The sequence below is a fragment of the Nostocoides sp. F2B08 genome, from assembly GCF_009184895.1.
Classification (GTDB): domain Bacteria; phylum Actinomycetota; class Actinomycetes; order Actinomycetales; family Dermatophilaceae; genus F2B08.
Window position 1 is genome coordinate 146977 of sequence record NZ_WESE01000005.1, and the last position, 26630, is coordinate 173606.

Consider the following 26630-nt stretch of genomic DNA (forward strand, 5'->3'; position numbering starts at 1 on the left):
TCAACGGTCGCGCGGGCCGGAGTTGGAGACCACCGGGTCAGCACGCTGGTTGCTGCGGGAAACACGGTGGTGGCGGCACAATCTCGTTATGACGGGGACTGCGATCGGGCTACTCCTCTGCTGGCTCTCGGCAGGCGCCGCCGTCGTCGTCGCGCTCGCCTGCGTCGGTGTGGGGAGACCGGTTGCAGGGACAACGCTCGTCGGCGCACTCGCCGCCGCGCTGCTGCCCCTCCTCGCGAGCAGTCCATCGAGCTCCCCTGTCCTCGACCGTCCGGCACTGGCGGCGTTCGTGCTCGTCCCCGCCCTGCTCGTCCACCACGCCCTGTCCTGGCAGGACGGGCCTGGTCTCACCCCGGGCTGGCTCGTCCTGGCTGCGACGACGGGCGCCGGTGTCCTCATGGTCACCGCCTACTCGTCGTTCGCCGACCCTCTGTGCAGTCGCGGCTGCTCCCCGCCCATCGGGCCGGTCCTCGACCTCCTCCCCATGGCCGTGGTCGTGGACCTCATCTGCGGTCTTGTCGCCGTTGCCGCAGCAGCGGGCATGGCGGTGGTCAGACGCGCGGACCTGCCGCCGACGCCTGAGCGCGGTGCCTTGAGCGCACTGGTCCTCGTGATGGTCCTCTCCGTCGCCCGCGCGACGGAATGGGGTCTGACCGTGGTGACGCCGGGCCGAGCTTCAATCCTCGCCCTCCCTGTCCTCGTCACCGCGGGGAGCACCGGAGCGCATCTGCTGCGACTCCGGATCGTACGGGCACGGCTGGTGCGTGTCGCCGCACGGCTGGCCGACGTCGAAGGGACGGCGGAGGTCGTCCGCTCAGCTCACTTCGCGCGACCGTCGGGTGGGTGGGTCGACACCGCCGGGCTGTCGGTCGACGATGACCCGGATCGACTCGACATGGTCGTCATCCCAGACGACCGCGGTCGCGACTGGGTTCGCCTGACGGGCGTCCGCTCGGTGCCGACGGGGGGCGTCGGCGGCCGACAGGATGCAAGACTCCGCCTCCTGCTGAGCATTGCCTGGCAGAACGCGCTCCTCCGTGCCGAGGAGCGGGAGGTGGAGACCTCGAGAGCGCGCATCGTCGCCCGGGGAGACGAGGAACGTCGCACGGTGGAGCGGGACCTGCACGACGGTGTCCAGCAGCACCTCGTCTCGGTCCGGCTGCAGTTGGCGCTGGCGCGATCGGCCGTTGCGCCGACCGAGGCTGACCGGCTGCTCGAGGCGGACGCACACACCTCGAAGGCACTCAGTGGCCTACGTGGCATCTGTCAGGGCCTGTTCCCCCGATCACTCCAGAGTGAGGGTCTCGGACTGGCCCTGCAGGAACTCGAGGGTCGCACCGCGATGACTTTGGACGTCTCCGGACCACTCGATGGTCTGTCCCTACCGGTGGCGACGACGGCCTACGCCGTCATCGCCAGGCTCATCGAGAGCTCACCCGATGCGTCCGGGGCTCACGTCGGGATCCGCACGTCGGGCAGAACGCTCGTCCTGAGTGTCCTCCTGTCCGGTCCGCGAACACCGTCCGTCTCCGCCGCGATCGACGCGGTGACGGACCGCGTCGGGGCGGTGGGCGGCGTAGTCGATGTCCTCGATCGCGATGCCGTGGTCAGCGTGGAGGCGGTGCTGCCGTGCGGGTCGTGATCGCCGATGACGTGATGCTCGTCCGGTCCGGGATCGCCCGGTTGCTGGCAGACCACGATGTGGAGACGGTGGGAGAGGCCGCGGATGTTCCGGAGTTGATGCGCCTGGTCGCGCTCGAACGCCCGGACGTGGCCATCGTCGACATCCGTATGCCGCCGACCCAGACCGACGAAGGGCTCGTCGCAGCGCAGCGGCTCCGTCGACAGTATCCGGAGACGGCTGTCCTCGTCCTCAGCCAGCACGTGGAGCCGGTGTACGCCATGCGGCTCTTCACCGACCAGCCGGTCGGTCTGGGATACCTGCTGAAGGAGCGTGTCGCAGACGTGGCCGTGCTCGTCGACGCTCTCAGACGCGTCAGGGAGGGAGAGTGCGTCATCGATCCGACGATCGTGACGCGGATCGTCCGCGCCGCCGGGCCCGACTCGGCGCTCCACCGCCTCAGCCCGCGAGAACGCAGCGTCCTCCTCCTCATGGCCGAGGGGAGGTCCAATGCGGGCATCGCCAGCGAGCTCGGGCTGGGTGAGCGTACGGTCGAGGCGGCTTGCGCGGGGCTGTTCCGCAAGCTCGACCTCGCGGTCGGCCCGGACGTCAACAGACGGGTGCTGGCCGTCCTCGCCTTCCTCCAGCAGCGCTGACTGCTGCGAGGCCGCAGCCGGCTCGTCCTCGGAGCCGGACGGATCGGGATCGACGTCAACGAGTCGACGCCATGTTCGCATCCCCAGGCTCATCCCTTGGGGCGTCTCGCGTCCCAGCTCAGGTTCCTCTTCCGGGGGCCACACCTTCTCCCTGCGGCGTAGGCTGCCTTCGTGGCAGCCATCGGCGGAGCCCGAAGCCGGCTCCGTCTCGAGTTCCCGGACCCGGCGCTGGAAGCCGACTACCGGTCGGAGGTCGCCAGATCTGGTCTGCCGCAGCTTCGGCTGGGCGTCCTCGCAGGCTTCGCCCTGTGGGTGTCCGGGATGGTGCTGCTCCCGGTGGCGCTGCGCGTCGACACAGTGACGGTGACCGTCGTCTGCGCCGGTATGGCGGCGCTCAACATGGCGGGGTATCTCGCGACCCGATGGGCGACGACGCTCGAGCGACAACAGGTCATCGGGCTCACGCTCAACGGGTCGGCCGGTCTGGCGGTGCTCGTCCTCTCCCAGACGGAGGGGGTGGACCGCTCCCTGGCCGCCCCGGCGATCCTGCTCGTCGCCATCTTCGCCTTCGTCGTCATCCGACTGCGCTTCCTGCTCGCGTTCGTGGCGGCGGGCACGTACCTGGTCGGCTTCGCCGTCGTCGTGGCGGCGGACCCCACCCCGACAGCAATCCTCCAGCTCTTCCTGGTCGCAGCAGCCATCGGCGTCGGACTCGCGGCCACCTACCTCCTCGAGCAGGGGGCGCGCGCCGTCTTCGCCCAGCGCCGGTTCATCGAACGCCAGGCCGTCGCCCTGGCCGAGGCGCACGCCACGTCGGAACGGCTGCTGCTCAACGTTCTGCCGGCCAAGATCGCCGAGCGGCTGCGAGCCGGTGAGACGAGCATCGCCGACTGGTTCGACGACGCGACCGTGCTGTTCGCGGACCTCGTGGGGTTCACCCAGCTCGCCAACCGGTTGGAGCCGCGCGCGACTCGAGACCTGCTCGACCGGCTCTTCACGGGATTCGACGAGCGGGCCGAGCGGCACGGGGTGGAGAAGATCAAGACCATCGGCGACGCCTACATGGTCGTAGGTGGCGTGCCGGAGCCGTCCACCGACCATCCCGGCCGGGTCGTTGCGCTGGGGGGTGATCTCCTCGACTACGTCGACCGGGTGGCGGCCGACCTGGGTCTGCCGCTCGCCCTACGGATCGGCATCCACACCGGCCCTGTCGTCGCCGGCGTGGTCGGCACGCACAAGTTCAGCTATGACCTGTGGGGTGACACGGTCAACGTGGCCAGCCGGCTGGAGTCACATGGCGTGCCCGGCGCCCTCCACGTCAGCGAGGCCACCTGGTCGCGTGTCCGCGACGTCGTGCAGGCCACCGCACGCGGCCAGGTGGAACTTAAGGGACATGGGACGATGGCGACATACCTGGTGGCCCGTCCTGGGTCGACCGACGACGCAGGCTGACTCCAGCCGTGCTCGCCTTCCCCCAGCAGCGCGCCGGTGTGACGTGGCAGACGCCCGAACGCCGGTATGCGGTGGCCACGCTAGGTTGGACGTGGAGCCCGGGTGCTCCGGGCCCGTCGCGCTCGGAGGTGCGTCATGACCACCACTCGGTCCGACAGCCCGTCGTCGACGGCATCCGGTGATGTCCGCAAGGCCTGGCTGTCGATGGTTCTCGTCCCGTTCGCGTTCATCGGCGCTTTCCTCGTCGGCGAGGGGATCGTCTCGCTCCTCGGCTATCCGGCCGATGAGGTCACGGTCCCGCCGTTCTGGGCCGTCCTCGTCGCCTCGGTGCCGGCCATGGTTCTCTTCGCGGTGCCTGCCCTGGTGTCAGCGTTCTTCGCACGACGGGCGGCCGCGGCCGGTGACACCCGCGGCCGGGTCCCGGCGTGGGTTCTCCTCGCCGTGACACTGGGCTTCGTCCTGCTCAATGCCGGCCAGTACCTGTTGGCGCTGATCTTCGGTCTGGAGTGAAGCCTGTTTCCGCCCGGGCTCCGATCCTCCCGAATCCCGCTATGGGAGAGTGAGGCATGGCGACGACGCTGACCTTCCTCGGCGCGACCGGAGCGGTGACGGGGTCGAAGTACCTCCTCACCGTGGGCGAGCGACGGATCCTCGTCGACGCGGGGATGTTCCAGGGGGAGAAGGAACTGCGGCGGCGCAACTGGGCGGACTTCCCGGTGCCTCCGGACACGATCACGGACGTCCTGCTCACCCACGCCCACATGGACCACGTCGGCTACCTACCCGTGCTCACGAAGAGCGGGTTCTCCGGGCCGGTCTGGTGCACCGCATACACCATCGACCTGGCCCGGATCGTCCTGCGCGATGCCGGCTTCCTTCAGGAGCGCGACGCCGAGGAGGCCCGCCTCGGAGGCTGGTCCAAACACGCCAACCCCAAGCCGCTCTATGACTCGGCCGACGTCGAGAAGGCCCTGCCGCAGCTGACCGAGGTCGACTACGACCGCGACCTCGATCTCGGGGACGGCATCTCCGCTCGGTGGACCCGTGCCGGACACATCCTCGGAGCCGCGTCGGTGCGCGTTCAGACCCCCGACGGGTCGGTGCTCTTCTCCGGCGACCTGGGCCGCGTCGACCACCCCGTCCTGCGCCCACGGGAGACGCCCGAGGGCGCAGATCTCGTCGTCGTCGAGTCGACCTACGGAGACCGCGAGCACCCGAGGCCGGTCAACCTGCCGCACGAGGCGCTCGCCGATGCGATCCGGCGAGCGGTCGACCGGGGCGGGTCGGTCCTCGTCCCCGCGTTCGCAGTGGACCGCACCGAGATCGTCCTCCAGGCGCTGTCCGACATGCGCCGCAACGGTCGCATCCCCCGGACGCCGGTCTACGTCAACTCACCCATGGCCGCCAAGGCCCTCGACGTCTACACCCGCGCCGGCGACGAGATGCGGGCCGACCTCGACCTCTCGGACATCCGCCGTGACCTGCGGGAGGTGACGACGGCCGACGAGTCGCGCGAGCTGACGTCGGGCCGGCTCGAGCCGAGCATCATCATCAGCTCCTCGGGTATGGCGACCGGCGGGCGGGTCCTGCACCACCTCGAGCGGATGCTTCCGGATCCGCGCAACGCCATCGTCCTGACCGGCTACCAGGCGGCCGGGACGCGTGGCCGGGCACTCCTCGAGGGCGCGACCCGGCTGAAGATGCACGGGCGTTACGTCGGGGTCAAGGCCGAGATCGTCCGCGACGAGGAGTTCTCGGTGCACGCCGACGGGCCCGGACTGGTCGAGTGGCTGCGTGAGCTCGACCCGCCCCCCGCGACGGTGTTCTGCACCCACGGTGAGCCCGAGGCCGCAGTCGCGCTCGCAGACCGGATCGAGTCCGAGCTCGGGCTCCATGCCGTCGTGCCCACGCACGGCGAGGTCGTCGTCGTCGAACCCGCCGACGCGCGTGCCGAACGGGTCGACGTCACGGCAGCCGCGGCGGCGACCGAGTGGACCGAGGTCCGCGCCGGGCCGGACACGATCCCGGTCACTCTCGACGGCGTGACCGTCACCGGCGCCCACGTCGAGGCAGACCTGCGACCGCACGAGGAGCCCGACGGCTCGCTCGTCCTCGAGGGCAGCATCCGGATCCGTCTGCGTCGGTAGCCCGTGACAGGCTGTCCGCCATGACACGTCACCCCTCCCGCGGAGTCCTCGTCACGGGCTCCTCCCGCGGCGTCGGCGCAGCCGTCGCACATGCCTTCGCCGCCATGGGCGACCGCGTGGTCGTCCACTACCTGGCGAGCGAGGAGGCAGCTGCCCGAGTGGTGGCGAACCTGCCGGGCGACGGACACGGGCTCGCCCAGGCAGACCTGGCCGACCCCGCCGACGTCGAGCGACTCGCGTCCGAGGCGGTGGAGGTGCTCGGCCGCGTCGACGTCCTCGTCAACAACGCCGCGATGCTCGCCGCTCCCTGGGAGGGAGGCGGCCGGCGCGGTGACCATCCCCTCGAGAGCACCGCATACGACGAGTGGGTCGATATCTGGCAGCGGACGATCGCGGCGAACCTCCTCGGTCCGGCCAACCTCGTCTGGCAGGTCGCCCGACACATGATCGACACCCCGCCCGCCGACGGCGTCCCCGCCGGGCGCATCGTCAACGTGGGCAGCCGGGGCGCCCACCGCGGTGAGCCGGACATCCCCGCCTACGGCGCGAGCAAGGCGGGGCTGCATGCCTTCGGCCAGTCGATGGCGGTGCGGCTCGCGCCGCACGGGATCGCGGTGACGACCATCGCACCCGGGTTCATCGAGACGGACATGGCGGGGTATGCGCTGGCCGGCGACCGCGCGGCGGCCACCCGGGCGCAGAGCCCGTTCGACCGGGTCGCCCGACCCGAGGAGGTCGCCGACGCGATCGTCGCGCTCGCCGACCCGCGCGCGGAGTGGGCCTCCGGTGCGGTGCTCGACTTCAACGGTGCCAGCCACCTCCGGTGACCCGCCTAGACTTGAGCGCGCCATGACCAGCGACCCCCACGCCTCCTCCGCGACGTCGTTCACGGTGCAGGTGGACCTCGACGCCATCGCCGCCAACGTCGCGGCGCTGCGCGAGCGGGCGGGGTCGGCCTCCGTGATGGCCGTCGTCAAGGCCGACGCCTACGGGCACGGTCTCCTCCCCTCCGCCCGGGCGGCGCTGCGCGGCGGTGCGGCCGCTCTCGGCGTGGCCCAGCTCGAGGAGGCCGTCCGGGCGCGCGACGCCGGCATCGACGCCCCCATGCTGACCTGGCTCTACGCCCCCGGAGCCGACGTCGCGGGCGCGATCGACCGCGGCATCGAGGTGACCGTCTCGAGCCGCTGGCAGCTCGATGACGTCATCGCCGCCGCCGCACGGACCGGAGCGACGGCGCCCATCCAGCTCAAGGTCGACACCGGGCTGGCGCGAGGGGGTGCGCTGCTCGACGGCGAGGCGAGCGCGTGGCACGACCTCGTCGCTTCGGTCGCCGCGGGTATGGCCGACGGCGCGGTCGAGGTGCGAGGCATCTGGACGCACTTCGTCTACGCGGATGCCCCCGACCACCCCACCGTGCGCGGCCAGCAGGAGGTCTTCGCGGAGGCGGTGGCCGTCGCCGGCCGCGCCGGCCTGCGCGCCCCTCTGCACCACATCGCCAACTCGGCTGCGACCCTGACCAACCCGTCGGCCCATCTCGACATGGTCCGACCCGGCCTCGCCGTCTACGGTCTCTCGCCCGTGCCCGACCTCGGCGCCCCGCAGGACTTCGGCCTGCGCGAGGCGATGCGGGTGACCGCCCGGCTCTCGCTCGTCAAGCGGATCCGCGCCGGGCAGGGCGTGTCCTACGGCCACACGTGGACCGCCCCTGAGGACACCGTCGTCGGTCTGGTGCCGATGGGTTATGCCGACGGGATCCCTCGGGCGGCGGGGAATCTCGGCCCGGTCCGGGTGCAGGGTGCCGGACGGTCGACCGTGACGGGACGGGTGTGCATGGACCAGATCGTCGTCGACCTGGGCCCGGACTTCGGGGGCTCGGCCGGCGACGAGGTCGTCGTCGTCGGACGAGGCGCGGACGACGAGCCGACCGCACAGGACTGGGCAGCCGTCACCGGGACCATCAACTACGAGATCGTCACCCGCATGGCGCCGCGCGCCCCGCGGACCTATCTGGGAGAGGGAGCATGACCAAGCGCACCGTTGCCGGCCTGGCGGCCGGAGCCGCCGTCGCGGGCGGCGCGGCCGCCGTCCACACCGTCCGCCAGGCCCGACGCGAGCGGATCGCCGTCTCCCGGCGTGCGCTCACCGGCAACCTGGAGCACACGCCCGACCGCGAGACCGCCGTGCGGACCGACGACGGCGTCACTCTGCACGTCGAGATCGACGAGCCGGAGCAGGCTCGAGCCGACGCGCCGGTCGTCGTGCTCGTGCACGGGTTCACGGTGTCCTCGCGGGCCTGGGTCTTCCAGCGACGAGCACTGACCGAGGCCGGGTACCGCGTCGTCAGCTACGACCACCGCGGGCACGGGCGATCCGGGCACAGCAGCATGGAGGGCGCGACCATCGAGCAGCTGGCCCGCGACCTGCGTCTGGTGCTCGACGAGGTGGTCGACCAGATCGCCCCGGGAGCCCCCCTGGTCCTCGTCGGCCACTCCATGGGCGGGATGACGCTGATGGCCTTCGGCGACCTGTTCCCCGAGCTCATCGCGAGCCGCATCGTCGGCGTCTGCTTCATGGCGACGAGCGCGGGCGGGGAGGGCCACCTCATCTCGCTCGGCTACGGCGCCCTCGTCGGCCGACTCATCGAGCGCTACGGACCGGGTGCGCTGGACGGACTGAGCCGACAGGAGCGCCTGCTGCGCTCGCTGCGCAGGGTCGGCCGCGATCTCGAGGACTACTTCGTCGAGCACTACTCTTTCGCGTCGCCGGTGTCGCAGACCCTCGTCCGGTTCACGGGCGACCTGGCCTTCGAGACGTCCTTCCTGACGATCGGGGCCTTCATCGCCACGTTCAACGAGCACGACCGGCGCGATGCGCTCAAGGTCTGGGGAGCCGTTCCCTCGGTCGTCATCACCGCTCACGACGACCGGCTCACCCCACTCCAGCACGGTCGGCGGATCGCCGACTCCATCCCCGGGTCGGAGCACGTGATCGTCGCCGACGCCGGGCACATGGTGATGCTCGAGCACCCCGAGCTCGTGAGCCGCGAGATCCTCGAGCTCATCGACCTGGCGACGAGGTCTGCCGGGTGACCCTGCAGAGCCCACCACTCGTCGACGCCGAGGCGACCCGATCCTGGGGGGCGCGGCTGGGCGCCCTGCTGCGCGCTGGTGACCTCGTCATCCTCACCGGCGTGCTGGGAGCCGGCAAGACGACGCTGACCCAGGGCATCGCCGAGGGGGTAGGGGTGCGGGGTCCGATCACGTCACCGACCTTCGTCATCGCACGCGTGCACCCCTCGCTGGGAGGAGGACCGGTCCTGGTGCACGTCGACGCCTACCGCCTCGGCGGGCTCGACGAGCTCGACGACCTCGACCTGGACGCCGACCTCGATCGTGCCGTGACGGTCGTCGAGTGGGGTCACGGCATCGCAGAGGACCTGTCCGAGGATGCCCTCGAGATCGTCCTCGACGGCGAGTCCGTCCGGACCGCAACCGTGCTCGCTCGCGGCGCACGGTGGACGTCGGATGCCGCGCGCGAGTCGCTGGCCGCGCTCGGCGACTCGGGGGAGGTGAGGCGGCGGTGATCATGCTCGCGCTGGACACCTCGACCTCGGCGATCACGGTCGCCGTGCACGACGGCGAGCAGGTGCTCGCGGAGCGGTCCGTGCTCGACGCCCGAGCGCACACCGAGCACCTCGCGCCCCTGGTTCAGGATGCGCTCGAGTCGGCCGGCCTGCGACCGGCCGATCTCACCGACATCGCCGTGGGCGTGGGCCCGGGACCGTTCACCGGGCTGCGGGTCGGTCTCGTGACCGCCCGGGTCCTGGCCTACACGGTCGGTGTGCCGTGCCACGGCGTGGTCTCGCTCGACGCCCTCGCGGAGGAGGCGGTCCGCAGCGGATCGGTCGACGGCACAGCGGAGTTCGCCGTCGCGACCGACGCGCGGCGCAAGGAGGTCTACTGGTCGCGGTACACCGTGACGGCCGGTCACCCCGCTCGACTGAGCGACCCGGCCGTCCTGCACCCGGCCGATGTCGCGGACGGTATGCGCGGGCTGGCCACCGCAGGACGCGGACCGCTGCTCTATCCCGACGTGTTCGCGTCCCCGGTGACACCGCTCGACGTCAGCGCCGTCGCGCTGGCCGAGGTCGCGCTCCGGCAGATCGCCCACGGGGTCGAGGTCGGCGTCGACGCCCTCTATCTGCGGCGGCCGGACGCCCAGCCGACCTCCTCGTCGAAGTCGACGTTGACCGAGGTCCGAGGTGACCGGCGATGAGCCCCAGTGTCACCGACCACGTCGTCGGCCGGGCACTGTCCTGGGCCGACATCCCGAGGCTCGTCGAGCTCGAGGGTCGCCTCTTCGCCGACGACGCCTGGAGCGCGCCCACGTGGTGGGCCGAGCTCGCGGCCCGGCCGCGCCGCGACTACGTCGCACTCGAGAGCGACGGCGAGCTTGTCGGCTACGCCGGCCTCGACCTCGCGGGCGAGGTCGCCGATGTCATGACCATCGCAGTCGCCCCGGAGGCGCAGGGCCGCGGTCTCGGCGGGGAGCTGCTCGCCCTGATGGCGAGCCGGGCGCGTGAGGCGGGCGCCGCATACCTCCTGCTCGAGGTGCGGGACGACAACGCGGGGGCCAAGGCGCTGTATGCGCGGGCCGGCTTCGAGGTGGTCACGGTGCGGCGGCGTTACTACCAGCCGGGCGATGTCGATGCACTCGTCATGCGGCTTCGGCTCCGCGACGAACGCGATGGAGTGGGTGACACGAATGGCTGACCGGCCGCTGGTGCTCGGGATCGAGACGTCGTGCGACGAGACCGGGGTCGGGATCGTGCGCGGCGAGACGCTCCTCGTCGACGCGATCGCGAGCAGTGTCGACGAGCACGCGCGCTTCGGCGGGGTCGTGCCCGAGGTCGCGAGCCGGGCGCATCTCGAGGCGATGATCCCGACGATCGAGCGGGCCTGCACGACAGCGGGGGTGTCGCTGCGTGAGGTCGACGCGGTGGCCGTGACCTCAGGACCGGGACTGGCGGGGGCGCTCATGGTCGGCGTGGCGGCGGCCAAGTCGCTGGCGGTCGGCCTCGGGGTGCCGTTGTTCGGGGTCAACCATCTCGCCTCGCACGTGGCCGTCGACATCGTCGAGCACGGCCCGCTGCCCGAGCCGACGATGGCGCTGCTCGTCTCCGGCGGGCACTCCTCACTGCTCCTCGTGCCCGATGTCACGAACGAGATCAGCAGCCTCGGGTCGACCATCGACGATGCGGCGGGCGAGGCGTTCGACAAGGTGGCGCGCGTCCTCGGGCTGCCGTTCCCCGGCGGGCCGCACATCGACCGCGCCGCCCGGGAGGGGCAGGTCACGATCGACTTCCCGCGAGGGCTGACGACGGGCCGGGATCTCGAACGACACCGCTTCGACTTCTCGTTCTCGGGGCTGAAGACCGCCGTGGCCCGGTGGGTCGAGCTGCGTCAGCGGGCCGGTGAGCCGGTGCCGGTGGCCGATGTCGCGGCGTCGTTCCAGGAGGCGGTCGTCGACGTGCTCACCCGCAAGGCGGTGGCGGCATGCCGCGCCGAAGGGGTGGGGCACCTGCAGATCGGCGGCGGGGTCGCGGCCAACTCGCGGCTGCGCGCGCTGGCTCAGGAACGCTGCGACGCGGCGGGTGTCGAGCTGCGGGTGCCGAGGCCGGGGCTGTGCACGGACAACGGCGCGATGGTCGCGGCGCTCGGGGCCCAGATGGTGCTGCGCGGCCGGACGCCCTCGGATCTCGGGCTCTCGGCAGACTCGTCGATGCCGGTGACCGAGATCTCCGCCTGACCGCGCGTTTGGTGCGAAACTCCCAGTTCGGTGCGAGATTTCGCACCGGTCCGTCGAGTTTTCCGCTGCTCGAACGACGTCGCCGCTTGCGTGTGGTGTCGGGCGGGGTGTGTTGCCCTCGGTCGGCACCACAGGCGAGCTCGTGGCGCCCCCGTTCCTCCTGTGTCGATTCCGGACGCTCCCGGTGTTCCTATTGCATCAGGAGGCGGCGGAGCAGGGGAGGAGGCCCATCTCGTCCTTGAGGGTGAGCACCCGAGTCACCGACGCCTCGACCTGCTCGGCGAACGCGGGGTCGGCCGCCATCTCCGCACGGATCGCATCGAGCATCTCGCCGGTCGCGTTCGGGTCGCCGTTGAGGACGATGTCGCCACCAGCGCCGATGAACCGCACGGCGCGCTCACCCGCCGGGATGTCGGACAGCGCGGCCGCGTTGACGTCGTCGGTGATGACGACGCCGTCCCAGCCGAGCCGGTCGCGCAGCAGGTCGGTCACGACGGCCGAGGAGTACAGCGCCTGGTTCTCCGGGTCGATGTTGGGATAGAGGGCCGACGACATCATCACCATCGAGGCCCCGGCGTCCATCCCGGCGACGAACGGCTCGAGGAACGGGTCCTCGACCGTCGCGACGGTGTCCTCGATCCCCTCGGCGGTGAAGTCGGTGTTTCCCGTCACCCGACCGAGCCCCGGGAAGTGCTTGACGATCCCCTCGACCCCGGCCTGCGACATCCCGTCGAGGAACGCCGCGACGTACTCCCCGACGACCTCCGGGTCCGAGCCGAACTGCCGTCCCCAGCGCCCGATCGGCTCGTTCGCCGTGCCGATCTCCTCGGGAACGGTGTCGGCCACGGGCGCGAGGTTGAGGTTGACCCCGGCCGACGCGATCTCCTCACCCCAGCCGGCCGCAGCCTCGGTGAGCTCGGCCGGGCTCTGCTGCGCTTGGTCGAGCGCGCGCGGCGGCCGCGTGAAGCCCTCGCCGCGCAGCTGGTGGACGATCCCGCCCTCCTGGTCGGCGGCGATGATCAGGCCGACCCCGCCGGTCGACGCATCCGAGACGAGACCCTCGAGGTGCTCGGACGTCGAGCGAACCTTGTCGAAGCCCTCCCAGCCGCCGAGGTAGATGACGTTGCCGACGTGGCCGTCGGTGATCTCGTCGTCGAGCGACTCCAGCGGCGCATTGGTGTCGAAGCCGATCATGAGCAGTTGCCCGAGCCGTTGGTCCTCCGACAGCGCCTCGTATGCGGTGCTCACGCAGGTCTGCTCCGGCACCTCGGTCGTCGGTGCGCTCGTCGTCGGTGTCGCCTCCGTCGTCGCGGCGGCTGTCGCGCCGTTCTCCTCGGAGTCGGAGGCGTCCGACCCGCCGCACGCGGTCAGCGCGAGCGCGCTGAGGCAGGCGAGTGCGGCCACACGGCGATGCTTCGAGACGCGGGCGGCCACCGCATACGGGATGTTCTGCACGGGTCACGACGCTAACCGGCGCAGGACGACCGCGGGAAATCCGGCCCGCATAGGCTGGGCGGGTGAGCGCTGCGCGACCCATCGTCCTCGACGTCGACACGGGGGTCGACGACGCCTGTGCCATCCTCCTCGCCGCCCTGCATCCCGGGCTCGACCTGCGCGCCGTCACCTGCGTCGGCGGCAACGCGCCGCTGCCCCAGGTCGTGAGCAACACCCTCGCCGTCCTGCACACCGCCGGCCGGGACGACGTTCCGGTCGCCGCGGGCGCGGACCGGCCGCTGCTCGCCGAGCCGCACGACGCCCGACACGTCCACGGCGACGACGGCATGGGCGATCTCGGCTGGCCGCGCTCACCGCGGGCACCCGAAACCCGGCACGCCGTGGAGCTGCTGCGCGACGTCCTGCGCGCCGCTGCCCGGGCGGGGGAGCGGGTCACCGTCGTCCCGCTCGCGCCGCTGACGAACATCGCCCTGTTGCTGCGCACCTATCCCGACGTGGCGGCCGGGATCGCGGAGATCTGCTTCATGGGCGGCGCGGCGCACGTGGGCAACGCCACCGCCTCGGCGGAGTTCAACGTCTTCCACGACCCCGAGTCAGCGGCGGTCGTCATCGACGCGTGCACCGACCTCGACGTCGCCCTGCGGATGTACGGCCTCGACGTCTTCTACAGCCCGGTGGTCACCCGGACCGAGGCCGAGGAGCTCGTCGCCCTCGACCCGACCGGACCGGCGGGGCTCGGGGGGCGGCTGATCGCCTTCCAGTGCGAACGGTTCGGAGCGGACGGCGGCACGATCGGCGATGCCGGCGCTGTGTGCGCGGTGATCGACCCCCAGGGACTGCGGACCGAGCCGCTCCCGGTGCGGGTCGAGCTCGGCGGGAGCTGGTCGCGCGGCCGCACTGTCGTCGACCGCCGGGACTGGACCGGCGACCTCGCCCACGACCCGCATGGCCAGGCGCTGACCCGGGTCGACGTCGGGCTCGACGTCGACGCCGAGGGTTACGCGCGGCTCTGGCGCGAGACCCTCGCCTCCGCGGCGGGCCGGCGCTGATGGGCCGGGTCGTCGTCGTCGGCTCCCTCAACGTCGACCTCGTCACCTCGGTCGAGGTCCACCCCCGCCCCGGCGAGACGGTGATCGGCTCAGGTCTGGACCGGTATGCGGGGGGCAAGGGCGCCAACCAGGCGATGGCGGCGGCACGTGCCGGGTCGGGCGAGGTGCTCATGGTCGGCCGGGTCGGCGCCGACGAGGGCGGCTCGCTGTACCGGACGCGGCTGGAGCGCACCGGAGTGGACGTCTCGGGCGTCCTCGTCGACGACTCGGAGCCGACGGGGCACGCGCTCATCGTCGTCGACGAGGACGGCGAGAACACGATCGTCGTCGTGCCCGGTGCCAACGGCCGGGTGTCCGAGTCGGACCTGGGGCCGGTGCACGCGTGCGGGCCGGGTGACGTGGTGCTCCTCCAGCTCGAGATCCCGCTCCCGGTCGTGGCTGCCGCCGTCCGGCTGGCGCACGAGCGCGGCGCTCGGGTGGTCGTCAACGTCGCGCCGTTCGCGTCCCTGCCGCCGGACGTCGTCGCCCTCGCCGACCCGCTCGTCGCCAACGAGCACGAGGCGGCCGCTCTCGCCGACGCGGGAGGCGTGCCGGCGTCCCTGCTCGTGACCTTCGGCGCACACGGGGCGAGCTGGGACGGGGTCGAGTACCCCGCGCATACCGTGCCCACCCATCGGGTGCGCGACACGACCGGCGCGGGAGATGCTTTCTGCGGGGCGCTCGCGGCCGCGCTCGCCTCCGGCGCGGACCGGGCGACCGCGATGGATGCGGCGCTCGCCGCCGGTGCGGCCGCCGTCCAGCACCACGGTGCCCAGCCCGACCCGCACCTGGTCTGACCCGCACCGGGTGGCGGGATCTGATGAGATAGGGGGATGGCAAAGGCGCAGCGCATCGCACTCGGTATCGACATCGGCGGCTCGGGGGTCAAGGGGGCTCCCGTCGACCTCGACAAGGGGGAGATGCTGCTGGACCGGCACAAGATCGAAACGCCGCAGCCGTCGACGCCCCGGGCCATCGGCGAGGTGGTCGCGCAGATCGCGGAGTTCTTCGCCGATGACATCCCCGAGGACGCGCCGATCGGCATCACCGTGCCCGGCGTCGTGCAGCGCGGGGTCGTCCGGTTCGTCGGCAACATCGACCAGGAGTGGGTGGACTACGACGGGGACACCCATTTCGAGCAGCTCATCGGCCGGCCCGTCCACCTCATCAACGACGCCGACGCCGCCGCCGTCGCCGAGTCGCGCTACGGCGCGGCGCGTGGTCGCGACGGCCTGGTCATCGTCACGACGCTCGGCACGGGCATCGGCGCCGGCCTGGTCTATGACGGGGTGCTCATCCCCAACGCCGAGCTGGGGCACCTCATCATGAACGGCGAGAAGGCCGAGGCCCGGGCAGCGAGCAGCGCCAAGGACCGCGAGGACCTCAGCTACGAGGAGTGGGCGACCGGGCGGCTCCAGCCGTACTACGAGTACGTCGAGAACCTCCTGTGGCCCGACCTCTTCGTCGTGGGCGGCGGGGTCTCGCGCAAGTCCGACAAGTTCCTGCCGCTGCTCCGGCTGCGGACGCCCATCGTCCCCGCCGAGCTGCGCAACAACGCCGGCATCGTCGGCGCCGCCGCCGTCGCCGCCGACTACGCCGCGGGCAAGAAGGTCGGCTGAGCGGCGCACCGACCGCGCGAGGGACGGCGCGGCGGTGGTCATCGGGTCGGATAGCCACCGCTGAACCGTCCGTCGCGGGGTAAGCCGTTGAGCTCGTCAGTCCGGCGTCACGACGAGCACGGACGGCTGCCCGCTGACCCGGGTGAGCACGATCGTCGCCTGCGCCCCGTCGCCGGCCTTGCGGGTGATCCGCAGGTCCCGGCGAAGCCGGTCCTCGTCGAGCCGGATGCCGCGCTTCTTGATCGTGACGCCGGTGATTCCGCGGGCGCGCAGCCACGACCGCAACGACTTGACGTTGAACGGCATCGCCTCGCTCACGGCATAGCGCCGTGCGAACGGCAGGTCGACGTGTCGGTCGGCGCTCACATAGCCGAGCCCCGGCTCGAGCTCGAGCCCGTCGGTGCGCACCGTCACCGCCCCGAGCAGCCCCGCCCGCGTGACGGCGTGGTCCGGCTCGTACAGCCACGGTCCGAGCTCTCCAAGCCGTGGTGAGCGGGCGGGCACCTCGCCGGCCATCGACGCGTCGACCCGGACCGGACCACTGTCGGGTGACGAGGACAGCACGAGTGCCGTGCGGCCCCGCCGGCGCACGAGCGGTCCGAACCAGACGACGCACTCGAGCAGGTCCCCGTCGAGGCTCACCCACTGCGCCTCGGTGGCCGGCGGCTGGTCGCCGTGCGGGAAGGACGGACTGAGCTTGACGCCGGTCGCAGGCACGACACGCGCGACCTCGAGGACGTAGTCCCACGAGGGGGCCATCTCGTCGAGCCGGAACACCCGTCGCGTGCGACCCGACAGATCTGCCACACCCGGCGTCCGCCGTGCCGGGTCCATCCACACCCCGACCCGATCGAGCACCGGGTCGGCCGGCGGCTCGAAGTCCTCCGCGAAGCCGTGCCGGGCACGCGAGTCCGGCCAGGGCCTCAGGTTGGCGTCGGCGACCCGCGCGGTGACCGGGTCGGCGTCGATCGCGGCGACCGTCACGCCGAGCACCGACAGTGCCATCGCGTCGGCCCCGATCCCGCACCCGAGGTCATGGACCGTGGCCAGGCTGGCCCGCGCATACCGCTCCGCGTGCTGGGCGGCCACCTCGAGCCGGGAGGCCTGTTCGAGACCGTCGGACGTGAACAGCATGCCGTCGGCGAACTCGCCGAACTTGTCCCGCGCGCGCAGCCGGAGCCTGGCCTGGGTGAGCAGGGCGGCGGTCTGTTCCGGGCTGAACCCGTCCCGCCGCAGCCGGGTCTGCTCGGCCAACTCGGTCGCGGGGTCGTAGGGCGGAAGGGAGCGGAGCGCGGCGAAACCCTGCGGTGACGCCAGCCACCGCACCGTCGCCACATCCATAGCGCCAGATCCTCGCACGAGCACGGCCCTGATCTCACCCTGGCACTCGGCTTGACCGAGTGCTAACCAGCGACCTAGATTCATCCTTGGCACTCGACTCGTGCGAGTGCCAACCTCCGTGCCAGAGCCCACGGCCTCGACCCCCGCGACGGCGGGGCCCAGAAGGCGGCGGCACGGTCGTGAATTCCGTCCAGATCGACTTCACCCGTGAAGGGGAGGAGCAAGAAACCATGTCGGTTTCCATCAAGCCGCTCGACGACAGGATCGTCGTCAAGTCCCTCGAGGCCGAGCAGACCACCGCGTCCGGCCTCGTCATCCCGGACACCGCGAAGGAGAAGCCCCAGGAGGGCGAGGTCGTCGCGGTCGGCCCGGGCCGCTGGAACGAGGACGGCGACGAGCGCGTCCCCATGGACATCAAGGTCGGCGACCGCGTCATCTACAGCAAGTACGGCGGCACCGAGGTCAAGCACGGTGGCGAGGAGTTCCTCATCCTCTCCTCCCGCGACGTCCTCGCGATCGTCGGCTGACCAGGCCGCACCCAGCCGAGTGGGTATGCGGTGCGCGCCTCGCCTGAGCCGCGCACCGCATACCTCCTCCCGCAGCGAGCGGCACGCACCCGACGTACTGACGCACTGACGTAAAGGACAGCAATGGCAAAGGAACTGGAGTTCAACGACTCCGCCCGCAAGGCGCTCGAGCGTGGTGTGGACCAGCTCGCGAACGCCGTCAAGGTGACGCTCGGCCCCAAGGGCCGCAACGTCGTCATCGACAAGAAGTGGGGCGCCCCGACGATCACCAACGACGGCGTGACCATCGCCCGCGAGGTGGAGCTCGAGGACCCCTACGAGAACCTCGGCGCCCAGCTCGCCAAGGAGGTCGCGACCAAGACCAACGACATCGCCGGTGACGGGACGACGACCGCGACGGTCCTCGCCCAGGCGATGGTCAAGGAAGGTCTGCGCAACGTCGCCGCCGGCGCCGCTCCGTCCGGCCTGAAGCGCGGCATGGACAAGGCGGTCACCGCGGTCTCCGACAAGCTGCTCGAGACCGCCCGCGACATCGAGACCAAGGACGAGATCGCCTCCGTGGCGGCGCTGTCCGCGCAGGACCCCGAGATCGGCCACATCATCGCCGACGCGTTCGACAAGGTCGGCAAGGACGGCGTCATCACCGTCGAGGAGTCCTCGACCGCGTCGACCGAGCTCGAGTTCACCGAGGGCATGCAGTTCGACAAGGGCTACATCTCCCCGTACTTCATCACCGACGCCGAGCGCATGGAGGCCGTCCTCGAGGACGCCTACATCCTCATCAACCAGGGCAAGATCTCGGCCATCGCCGACGTCCTGCCGGTGCTCGAGAAGGTCGTCCAGTCCGGCAAGCCCCTCGTCGTCATCGCCGAGGACGTCGACGGTGAGGCGCTCTCGACCCTCGTCGTCAACAAGATCCGCGGCACCTTCAACGTCGTCGCCGTCAAGGCCCCGGGCTTCGGCGACCGTCGCAAGGCGATGCTGCAGGACATGGCGATCCTCACCGGCGGTCAGGTCATCGCCGAGGAGGTCGGCCTCAAGCTGGAGGCCGCCGGTCTCGAGCTGCTCGGGCAGGCCCGCCGCGTCGTCGTGACCAAGGACAACACGACGATCATCGACGGCCACGGGTCGCACGAGGACGTCGAGGCGCGTGTGCGCGAGCTCAAGGCCACGATCGAGAAGACCGACTCCGACTGGGACCGCGAGAAGCTCCAGGAGCGGCTCGCCAAGCTCGCCGGCGGCGTCTGCGTCATCAAGGTCGGCGCGCACACCGAGGTCGAGCTCAAGGAGAAGAAGCACCGCATCGAGGACGCCATCTCGGCGACCCGCGCGGCAATCGAGGAGGGCATCGTCGCCGGTGGCGGCTCCGCTCTCATCCAGGCCGTCAAGGTCATCGAAGGGCTCGGCCTCGAGGGTGACGAGCTCGTCGGCGCCCGGATCGTCGAGAAGGCCGCGGCCGAGCCGCTGCGCTGGATCGCCGAGAACGCCGGCATGCAGGGCTACGTCGCCGTCGCCAAGGTCAAGGACCTCGAGCCGGGTCAGGGCCTGAACGCCGCGACCGGCGAGTACGAGGACCTGGTCAAGGCCGGCGTCATCGACCCGGTCAAGGTGACCCGGTCGGCGCTGCGCAACGCCGAGTCGATCGCGTCGATGGTGCTCACCACCGACACCCTCGTCGTCGAGAAGCCCGAGGAGGAGCCGGCGGCCGCCGCGGGTGGCCACGGGCACGGGCACGGCCACTGAGGCTGACTCTCCCCAACAGCGCCGGTGCCGCGCGTCCCTCACGGGGCGCGCGGCACTCGCGTTCCCAGGGCTGCCCCTCCCGTGTTTGGTCAGTCGCACTGAGTCAGGTGTGCCGTAGTGCACCTGACTCGGTGCAGCGCACCAAACACGGCTTCAGCGGCTGGTGACGACGAACCGCTGCCGGGCGTACTCGACGACGTCACCGGGGTGCAGCTGACGACCACGGCGGGTCTCGACGACCCCGTCGACCGTCACCTCGCCACGCTCGATCGCCTCCCGTGCCTCGCCGCCGTCCTCGACGATCCCGGTGAGCTTGAGCAGCTGACCGAGCCGGATCATCTCGTCCCGGATCGGGATCTCGACCGGTCGGTCGTCCGGTATGCGGTGCTCACCCCTGGAGTGCTCCATGGGGTCATGTTCCCAAACGTCACTCACGGCGAAGGTGAGGGGGCCGGGGCGACCGCCGGGGAGGCAGCGCCGGTCGGTGAGGCAGCGCCCGTCGGTGCCGCGCCGTCCGACCCGTCCTCCGCATCAGCCGCCTCGACAGTGCGCTGCGTGATCCGCGTCGCCGCACTGCACTCACGCGGACTCTCCTCGTCCACCGGACGGGTGTCGATCCGCGAGCCGTTGACGAGCGTGATGTCGTCGTACGCGGGACGGCCCCGGATGAGGTTCTGGTACTGGTACCGCGTGAGGGTGGCCAGCCGGCAGTCGGTGTCGAACGCGAGGACGTCGAAGGCGAAGGGCTGGCCGGTGAGCTCCTCACCCGGCGCCTGCTCGGTGAAGTGGGCGAACGGGCCGCCCCCGGTGAAGCTCCCGGCCTGGATGCGGTTCCCCTCGAGCGCCTGGCTGTGCATGTGCCCGTTCACCGCGACCCCGACGTCGGGCACGTCGAGGACCGCCCACGGCTCGTGGCTGACCAGGAGATCGACGGGCTCACGGCCCTCGAAGGCGGCGATGAACCGATCTCGGGCGGGCTGCTGTTTCTCGGCCGACCCGGAGCCGCTGTCGCCGAACCACCGCGGGTCGTTGAATCCCGCGATCCGCAGACCGCCGATCTCCAGCTCGGTATAGCGGTCCGGGGAGGGCTGCAGGACGTAGGCGTTCGGCACCGAGGCGATGGCGTCGACGACGCCGTAGTCGAGCTCGGAGCGGGCGTCGTGGTTGCCCCGGACGAAGACATAGGGCACCTCGAGGGAGGCGATCCCCTCCCGGATGTCGGAGGCGTCCAGCTCGGCCGGGGACCCGAAGTTCACGATGTCACCGGCGTCGACGACGAGGTCGATCTCCTCCTCCTCGACGATGCTGCGCATGAGGGGATAGAGGTTCGAGGCGTGTACGTCCGCGACGAGCAGGACACGCAGCGCGACGTCGCGTTCGACCGCCGTCTCGGTGTACTTCTCCTGCAGGGCCTCCGAGAGCACGATCAGGTTGCGCAGGTACGGCGCCACCTGCGCCGACCGCTCCTCGACATCGCCGAAGATCCCGAGGTTCGACTGAACGGCGGTGAGCACGCCTGTGGTCGCGAAGGTGGGCTCCCGGTCCACGCGGTAGGTCCGCTGCATCGAGATCGCCGCCATCGCCGTCGCGGCGAGAGCAGCCGTCGTGGCCGAGGCCACCAGCCACCGCCGTGGCCGGCGATGCCGGACGAGGGCATAGGCGATGAGCATGAGCACCATCGCGACGACGGCACCGGCGAGGAAGCGGATGCCGATCTGGATCGCCGTGGAGCGGATGGCCTGGGCCAGCTCCTCGCTCGAGGGCTGCAGGCTGCTCGCGCTCATCCCCGGTCGGGCCAGCGCCTCGGTGATCTCCTGTCGGATCTGGGGGGAGGCGACGATGCCCGGGGCCAGCCCGCGGAAGTTGAGCGTGATGTCGCCGAAGACGGTCGGCACGAGGATGTTCGTCGCCTCCCGCGGGTCCGGCGAGAGCGACACGGTCGCCTGGTAGTACTGCGTCTGCGCGGTGACCGGCGCGAGGTTCGTCGCGATGACCCCGCCGAGCAGCGCGATGACCGTGAACGCGACGGTTGAGAGGACGTGCTTGCTGTGCGGCGCCCCGATGGGCCAGCCGGCCCGCCACCACGCCACGGCCGCCGTCGCTGCCGGCCAGAGCACGAGAGCCGCGGCGACGAGCCGCTCGTGCAGCCCGAACACTCCCGCAGGCAGCGCGAGGGTGGCCGTCAGGGACGCGACCGCCACGAGGAGGACGATGCTCGCAGGGCAGGCGACCTGCGGCCGGAGCAGCCCTTCGGCCCGGTCATGCGTTCCGAACCAGGGCCAGACCGCGAGCAGCACGAACGCGAGCGCCGCGACGACGGTGTGCACGACCGAGCCCTCACCCCGGGCGGGCAGGGGGAGGGCTGCGACCCCCACGGTCGCGACGCCGGCCCCGGCGAGGACCGCGCGACCCTGCCACCGCATACCGGGAAGGCACCCGGCGGTGACCACGTGCATGAGGCCGGTGAGGACCAGAGCGGTCGTCATGACCCAGCGGTTGGGCGTGGCGATCGCGGCGAGAGCGCTGATCGACTCGCGCACCGTGTCGAAGTCCGGCCGCTGGACCGACTGCGCGAGGGTCCAGCCCCCGATGAGGAACAGCGCCGCCGCCGTCGAGGACAGCAGGGCGGCACGCGGGTATCCCCGCGACTGCTGCGTGGCGTCGGTCATCACGGCAACTGTATGCGTGGGTCGCCTCGACCTCGGTCGACCGGGCCGGTCGGGGCCGGGAACCTGCGAACCGCCCCTCGGGTGACGGCGCACTCTGTCACGATGGCCGCATGACCGCAGGACCTCACACGGGGCGGCCGCCCACGGTCACCGTAGCCGGGGTCCTCACCGGCCTGGGCGCGGTGCTGAGCGCTGGGCTCGCCGCCCTGTTGCTCGTGACCTCCACGATGCCCGAGGTGATCGCCGAGCTGCCTCCCGAGGTGGACCCCGACGTCTCGCTCATCGTGGTGCGGGTGCTCGCGGGCCTGATGATCGTGTCATCGATCGTGCAGGGCTTCGCCGCCGTCCAGATCATGCGCGGTGCGAACAGCGGACGGCTCATCGCGACCATCATGGTCCTGGTTCAGCTGGCCAACGCATGGACCGTGCTCGACGAGGTCGGCCCGGGCGTCTTCGGCGGCCTGGCAGGGCTGGTCACGGCGTCCGTGACGATCTTCCTGCTGTGGAACCGGAGCGCCTCGGCGTGGTTCGACCGGCCGCGCGACCGGGCGGTCGCGGCCACGCTGGAGGGAGTGAGCGGCCGGGCGGGTCCCGGATCGACGACTCCCCGGGTCCTCGACTTCGTGTTCCGGCTCACCGTGCTGGGTGCGACGATCGCGCTGACCCCCGGGATCACCGTCGACTCGACCGGCGCCTTGCTCCTCGCCGTCGTGGCGATCTCCATCGCGGGGGCGGTGCTGCAGCCGATCTTCCTGCGGATCGCCATGGTCTTCGGCTGGGTCGGCGCGGTCGTCCTCGCCCTGTTCGCGAACGCCGTGGTCCTCGGCGTGGGTCTGTACCTCACTCCCGGGGTGGGCACGAGCAGCCCGCTCAGCGTGTTCCTGGCGGCGTGGGTGTATGCGCTGGTCATGACTGTCCTGACCTGGGCGTTGAGCATCAACGGACGCGACTATCTCACCGTGCACGCGATGCGGATGGGGGCCCGCGGTCCGGAGACCCCGCGATCGGACGTCCCGGGTGTGGTCTTCGTCCAGCTCGACGGTGTTCCCGCCCCGCTTCTCGGGCAGGAGATCCGAGCCGGCAACATTCCGACGATCAGCCGGTGGATCCGCTCGGGCAGCCACACCTGGACCGAGTGGACCGCGCGGGTGCCGTCGACCACTCCCGTCAGCCAGGCCGGGATCCTGCACGGCACGAACGACGAGATCCCGGCCTTCCGCTGGTTCGACCGCGGGCTGGGGCGGCTCGTGGTCGCCAACCGGCCCGAGGACGCGGCCCTGATCGAGGACCGTGTCAGCAACGGCCGGGGGCTGCTCGCCGACGAGGGGGTCAGCATCTCCAACCTCTTCTCGGGCGACGCCGACACCTCCCTGTTGACGATGAGCGGGCTGCGCCGCTCCGGCGGCGGACTCGGTCCGTCACAGTCGTACGCCGCGTTCTTCACCCATCCGGCCGGGATCCTGCGGGCCGTGATCCTCACGATCGGCGAGATGGTCAAGGAGGTCTTCCAGGCCAGGCGCCAGGTTCGCATCGGGATGGAGCCGCGGATCCATCGGGGAGGGGCGTATGTCGCGCTCCGCGCTGTGACCAACGTCCTGCTGCGCGACCTCAACGTCGCTCTCGTCGTCGAGGCGATGATGCGAGGGGCGAAGTCGATCTACGTCGACTTCGTCGACTACGACGAGATCGCCCACCACGCCGGCGTGACCCGGTCCGAGTCGCTCGCGGCCCTCCACGGGCTCGACGAGGCCCTCCGGAGCCTCGAGCAGGTGGTCGACGCGGGCATCACCCCCCGGCCCTACCACTTCGTGCTCATCTCCGACCACGGGCAGAGCCAGGGACCGACGTTCCGGCAGCGCTTCGGCGTCTCGCTCGAGGACGTGGTCCGTCAGCACATGAGCGGCGCGGGCACCCTGACCGCAGAGACGGGGGAGGTCGAGGCGTGGGGACCGGTCAACGTCCTGCTGGGTCAGCTCTCGGACCAGGACTCAGTGACCGGACGCGTCACCCGACGAGCGATCTCCAACCGACCCAAGGACGCCCCGGTAGGACCGAGGGGCCCTGCCGAAACCTCGGCCGAGGTCGGCGCAGCGACCGGAGAGGACGTGGCCGACGTGACCGTCGTGGGGTCGGGCAACCTCGGCTGCATCTGGTTCAGCGACCTGCCACGCCGGCTGTCGGCCGCCGACATCGAGCAGCGGCACCCCGGACTGCTGGCGGCGCTCGCGACCCATCCCGGGATCGGGTTCGTCGTCGTCGACACCGACGAGGGACCGACGGCCCTCGGGGCGAGGGGGAGCCACCGCCTGACAACGGGTCAGGTGAGTGGCGTGGACCCGCTCGCGCCATTCGGGCCCCGGGCGGCATCGGACTTCGCGCGCGTGATGGCGTTCGCGACCGCGCCGGACATCTATGTCAACTCCTCCTACGACCCGGTCCTCGACGAGGTGAGCGCGTTCGAGGAGCTCGTCGGCTGTCACGGAGGTCTCGGCGGCTGGCAGACCAGGCCACTGTTGGTCCACCCGGCCTCGTGGGACCTGGGCGAGGACCTTCTCGACGAGGGTCGACTGGTGGGGGCGGACACCGTGCACCGGCAGCTCGTCCGATGGCTCGAGGATCTGGGTCATCGTCGCGACCTCCGGGTCGCAGAGGTCACCCCGAACGAATCGGCGCTGCTCGGCGAAGCGGTCGACACCTCGGAGAACGCAGAGCGTGAGGACGGGGTCCACACCGTCGGCGACCTCGATGGTGAAGGTGTCCCGGACGGTGACCCACGTCTGGGAGATGTCGATCGCCGGACGACCATCTGAGGTCACCGTGTAGACCCACTCCACGATCGAGCCCCGATACCGACCGGCCGTTCCGCGGGTCGGCCTCCACCGACGTAGCCTGGGCGACATGACGCAGCCCGAGGCCGCAGCGGCCGAGCCATCCGCGACGTCGGAGCCGTCGGACGACCCCGCCGCGACGAGTCTCTCGGACTGGGTGGCGGCCGCCCTCGTCTTCGGATCCAACGCAGCCGTCCTCGTCGTCGAGATCGTCGCGCTGCGGCTGCTCGCCCCCTACCTGGGGCTCACCCTGGAGACGAGCACCCTCGTCATCGGCATCGCCCTCGCGGCGATCGCGCTCGGCTCGTGGGTCGGCGGCCTCTGGGCCGACCGCGTCGACCCGCGCCTCGTGCTCGCGCCACTCCTCGCGATCTCCGCGGGGGTCGTGGCGGCGACCCCGTTCCTCGTCCGGGGAGCAGCGAACGTCGCGGACGGCGCCTTCCTCCTCATGGCCGCAGCGGCCGCGATCATGATCCCCGGTGCGCTGCTGTCGGCGGTCACCCCGATGGTGACGAAGCTGATGCTGACCACGCTCCACCGGACCGGCACCGTCGTCGGACGCCTCTCCGGGATCGGCACCGTGGGCGCCATCGCCGGCACCGTGGTGACCGGCTTCATCCTCATCTCGCGGGTCCCGATCACGTGGATCATGGTCGGTCTCGGGGTCGCCCTCCTGCTCGCCGCCGTGGCGACCGCGGTGTGGATCGGAAGCACCGGGCCCCGGCATGTCGCCACCGGCGCGGCCGCCGCTCTCGTCCTCGGCGCCGCCACCGTCGTCACGCCGAGCGGCTGCGACACCGAAACCGTCTACCACTGTGCCTCCGTGGTGGCCGACCCGGCGCGAGAGGGCGGTGCCACCCTCGTGCTCGACGGACTGCGGCACTCCTACGTCGACACCTCGGACCCGACCTATCTCGAGTTCGGCTACATCCGGGCGATCGCCGCCGGGATCGACAGTCGGCACGCTCCGGGTGAGCCGCTACGGGTCCACAGCCTCGGCGCGGGTGGTCTGACCCTGCCCCGCTACCTCGACGAGGTCCGTCCCGGAACGGTCGGCTCGGTGTCCGAGGTCGACCCCGGGGTGATCCGGCTCGACCGCGAGGAGCTCGCCCTGCCCGAGGACATCGCGCTGGACGTCCGGCTCGAGGACGCCCGCCTCGGCCTGGCCGAGCTCCCGGCCGGAGAGACCGACGTGGTGATCGGCGACGCCTTCGGAGGGGTGAGCGTGCCGTGGCACCTGACCACCCGTGAGACCGTGACGGCCATCGACCGGCTGATGACCGATGACGGGATCTACCTCGCCAACATCATCGACTACGGCCCCCTCGCCTTCGCCCGCGCCCAGCTGGCGACCCTGCGCGACGCATACCCCCATGTCGCCCTCGCCTGGCAGGGCGGCGGCGGGAACCTCGTCGCCGCCGCATCGCGCACCCCGATCGACGTCGCCGCCTGGGAGGACGGTATGGGTGCGCGAGGTCTGACCTGGACCGTCCTGTCCGGTGCCGAGCTCGACGAGTGGATCGGCGACGCGGACGTCCTCACCGACGACTATGCCCCGGTCGACCAGCTCCTGACGCCCTATCCACCCACCGTCGGGCGGGTCTGACCGTCCGATCTGCCGCCCCGGGCGTCCGGATGGCGATTCGTTGTCCAGATCGTGGCTCGGATTGCTGCCG

General features: G+C 71.4%; 23 protein-coding genes. 19 read left to right on the forward strand and 4 right to left on the reverse strand.

Annotation, left to right across the window (positions count from 1 at the left end; genetic code table 11):
• Positions 1 to 88 precede the first annotated feature (88 nt).
• The 12 genes from GA707_RS13245 (at position 89) to tsaD (ending at position 11684) form a co-directional block, all read left to right on the forward strand.
• A complete protein-coding gene (locus GA707_RS13245; protein WP_152178916.1) occupies positions 89 to 1642 on the forward strand; it encodes a histidine kinase in 1554 nt (517 codons plus the stop codon).
• Entirely contained in the window at positions 1630 to 2277 is a 648-nt protein-coding gene (locus GA707_RS13250; protein ID WP_152178917.1) for a response regulator transcription factor, read from the forward strand. The genes GA707_RS13245 and GA707_RS13250 overlap by 13 nt, the downstream gene beginning before the upstream one ends.
• A gap of 171 nt (positions 2278 to 2448) precedes the next feature.
• The gene (locus GA707_RS13255; RefSeq protein ID WP_152178918.1) at positions 2449 to 3729 is read left to right on the forward strand and encodes an adenylate/guanylate cyclase domain-containing protein; all 1281 of its coding nucleotides are present in this window, start codon (positions 2449 to 2451) and stop codon (positions 3727 to 3729) included.
• A 135-nt stretch (positions 3730 to 3864) separates the two neighbouring features.
• Positions 3865 to 4239, forward strand: coding sequence for a hypothetical protein (locus GA707_RS13260; protein WP_152178919.1), 375 nt, complete (start codon positions 3865 to 3867; stop codon positions 4237 to 4239).
• A gap of 56 nt (positions 4240 to 4295) precedes the next feature.
• A complete protein-coding gene (locus GA707_RS13265) occupies positions 4296 to 5876 on the forward strand; it encodes an MBL fold metallo-hydrolase RNA specificity domain-containing protein (protein WP_152178920.1) in 1581 nt (526 codons plus the stop codon).
• Positions 5877 to 5896: 20 nt separating this feature from the next.
• A complete protein-coding gene (locus GA707_RS13270) occupies positions 5897 to 6703 on the forward strand; it encodes an SDR family NAD(P)-dependent oxidoreductase (protein ID WP_152178921.1) in 807 nt (268 codons plus the stop codon).
• Positions 6704 to 6725: 22 nt separating this feature from the next.
• Positions 6726 to 7901 (forward strand): alanine racemase, encoded by a 1176-nt coding sequence (alr, locus tag GA707_RS13275; protein WP_152178922.1) that lies wholly within the window; start codon positions 6726 to 6728, stop codon positions 7899 to 7901.
• A complete protein-coding gene (locus tag GA707_RS13280; protein ID WP_152178923.1) occupies positions 7898 to 8965 on the forward strand; it encodes an alpha/beta fold hydrolase in 1068 nt (355 codons plus the stop codon). The genes alr and GA707_RS13280 overlap by 4 nt, the downstream gene beginning before the upstream one ends.
• Positions 8962 to 9459 (forward strand): tRNA (adenosine(37)-N6)-threonylcarbamoyltransferase complex ATPase subunit type 1 TsaE, encoded by a 498-nt coding sequence (gene tsaE / locus GA707_RS13285; RefSeq protein WP_152178924.1) that lies wholly within the window; start codon positions 8962 to 8964, stop codon positions 9457 to 9459. The genes GA707_RS13280 and tsaE overlap by 4 nt, the downstream gene beginning before the upstream one ends.
• Positions 9460 to 9461: 2 nt before the next feature.
• Positions 9462 to 10151: a tRNA (adenosine(37)-N6)-threonylcarbamoyltransferase complex dimerization subunit type 1 TsaB gene (tsaB, locus tag GA707_RS13290; RefSeq protein ID WP_370460043.1), complete on the forward strand. Its 690-nt coding sequence runs from the start codon at positions 9462 to 9464 to the stop codon at positions 10149 to 10151.
• Positions 10148 to 10648, forward strand: coding sequence for a ribosomal protein S18-alanine N-acetyltransferase (gene rimI, locus GA707_RS13295; protein WP_152178926.1), 501 nt, complete (start codon positions 10148 to 10150; stop codon positions 10646 to 10648). Before tsaB ends, rimI begins: the two co-directional genes overlap by 4 nt.
• Positions 10641 to 11684: a tRNA (adenosine(37)-N6)-threonylcarbamoyltransferase complex transferase subunit TsaD gene (tsaD, locus tag GA707_RS13300; protein WP_152178927.1), complete on the forward strand. Its 1044-nt coding sequence runs from the start codon at positions 10641 to 10643 to the stop codon at positions 11682 to 11684. The genes rimI and tsaD overlap by 8 nt, the downstream gene beginning before the upstream one ends.
• 198 nt (positions 11685 to 11882) lie before the next feature.
• Here the strand turns inward: tsaD and GA707_RS13305 are convergent, their stop codons facing one another.
• Entirely contained in the window at positions 11883 to 13139 is a 1257-nt protein-coding gene (locus GA707_RS13305; RefSeq protein WP_226963784.1) for a glycoside hydrolase family 3 N-terminal domain-containing protein, read from the reverse strand.
• Between the two features lie 62 nt (positions 13140 to 13201).
• Here GA707_RS13305 and GA707_RS13310 point away from each other — a divergent pair, with 62 nt between their 5' ends.
• The 3 genes from GA707_RS13310 to ppgK are packed head-to-tail and all read left to right on the forward strand — an operon-like array spanning position 13202 to position 15846.
• On the forward strand, positions 13202 to 14188 hold the full coding sequence (locus GA707_RS13310) for a nucleoside hydrolase (protein ID WP_226963785.1): 987 nt from the start codon (positions 13202 to 13204) through the stop codon (positions 14186 to 14188).
• On the forward strand, positions 14188 to 15024 hold the full coding sequence (locus GA707_RS13315; protein WP_152178928.1) for a ribokinase: 837 nt from the start codon (positions 14188 to 14190) through the stop codon (positions 15022 to 15024). Before GA707_RS13310 ends, GA707_RS13315 begins: the two co-directional genes overlap by 1 nt.
• 36 nt (positions 15025 to 15060) lie before the next feature.
• Positions 15061 to 15846 (forward strand): polyphosphate--glucose phosphotransferase, encoded by a 786-nt coding sequence (gene ppgK / locus GA707_RS13320; RefSeq protein WP_152178929.1) that lies wholly within the window; start codon positions 15061 to 15063, stop codon positions 15844 to 15846.
• A gap of 96 nt (positions 15847 to 15942) precedes the next feature.
• On the opposite strand, the gene GA707_RS13325 is transcribed toward ppgK, so the two are convergent.
• The gene (locus tag GA707_RS13325; protein ID WP_152178930.1) at positions 15943 to 17187 is read right to left on the reverse strand and encodes a class I SAM-dependent methyltransferase; all 1245 of its coding nucleotides are present in this window, start codon (positions 17185 to 17187) and stop codon (positions 15943 to 15945) included.
• Between the two features lie 230 nt (positions 17188 to 17417).
• Here GA707_RS13325 and groES point away from each other — a divergent pair, with 230 nt between their 5' ends.
• Entirely contained in the window at positions 17418 to 17714 is a 297-nt protein-coding gene (gene groES / locus GA707_RS13330) for a co-chaperone GroES (protein WP_152178931.1), read from the forward strand.
• A 123-nt stretch (positions 17715 to 17837) separates the two neighbouring features.
• On the forward strand, positions 17838 to 19457 hold the full coding sequence (gene groL, locus GA707_RS13335) for a chaperonin GroEL (RefSeq protein WP_152178932.1): 1620 nt from the start codon (positions 17838 to 17840) through the stop codon (positions 19455 to 19457).
• A gap of 153 nt (positions 19458 to 19610) precedes the next feature.
• Here the strand turns inward: groL and GA707_RS13340 are convergent, their stop codons facing one another.
• Complete coding sequence (locus GA707_RS13340) at positions 19611 to 19865, reverse strand: RNA-binding S4 domain-containing protein (protein ID WP_152178933.1); 255 nt, start codon at positions 19863 to 19865, stop codon at positions 19611 to 19613.
• A gap of 23 nt (positions 19866 to 19888) precedes the next feature.
• Positions 19889 to 22126: a DUF998 domain-containing protein gene (locus GA707_RS13345; protein WP_152178934.1), complete on the reverse strand. Its 2238-nt coding sequence runs from the start codon at positions 22124 to 22126 to the stop codon at positions 19889 to 19891.
• A gap of 110 nt (positions 22127 to 22236) precedes the next feature.
• Here GA707_RS13345 and GA707_RS13350 point away from each other — a divergent pair, with 110 nt between their 5' ends.
• Positions 22237 to 24936: a phage holin family protein gene (locus tag GA707_RS13350; RefSeq protein ID WP_152178935.1), complete on the forward strand. Its 2700-nt coding sequence runs from the start codon at positions 22237 to 22239 to the stop codon at positions 24934 to 24936.
• 88 nt (positions 24937 to 25024) lie between these two features.
• Positions 25025 to 26560: a fused MFS/spermidine synthase gene (locus GA707_RS13355; protein ID WP_152178936.1), complete on the forward strand. Its 1536-nt coding sequence runs from the start codon at positions 25025 to 25027 to the stop codon at positions 26558 to 26560.
• Positions 26561 to 26630 lie beyond the last annotated feature (70 nt).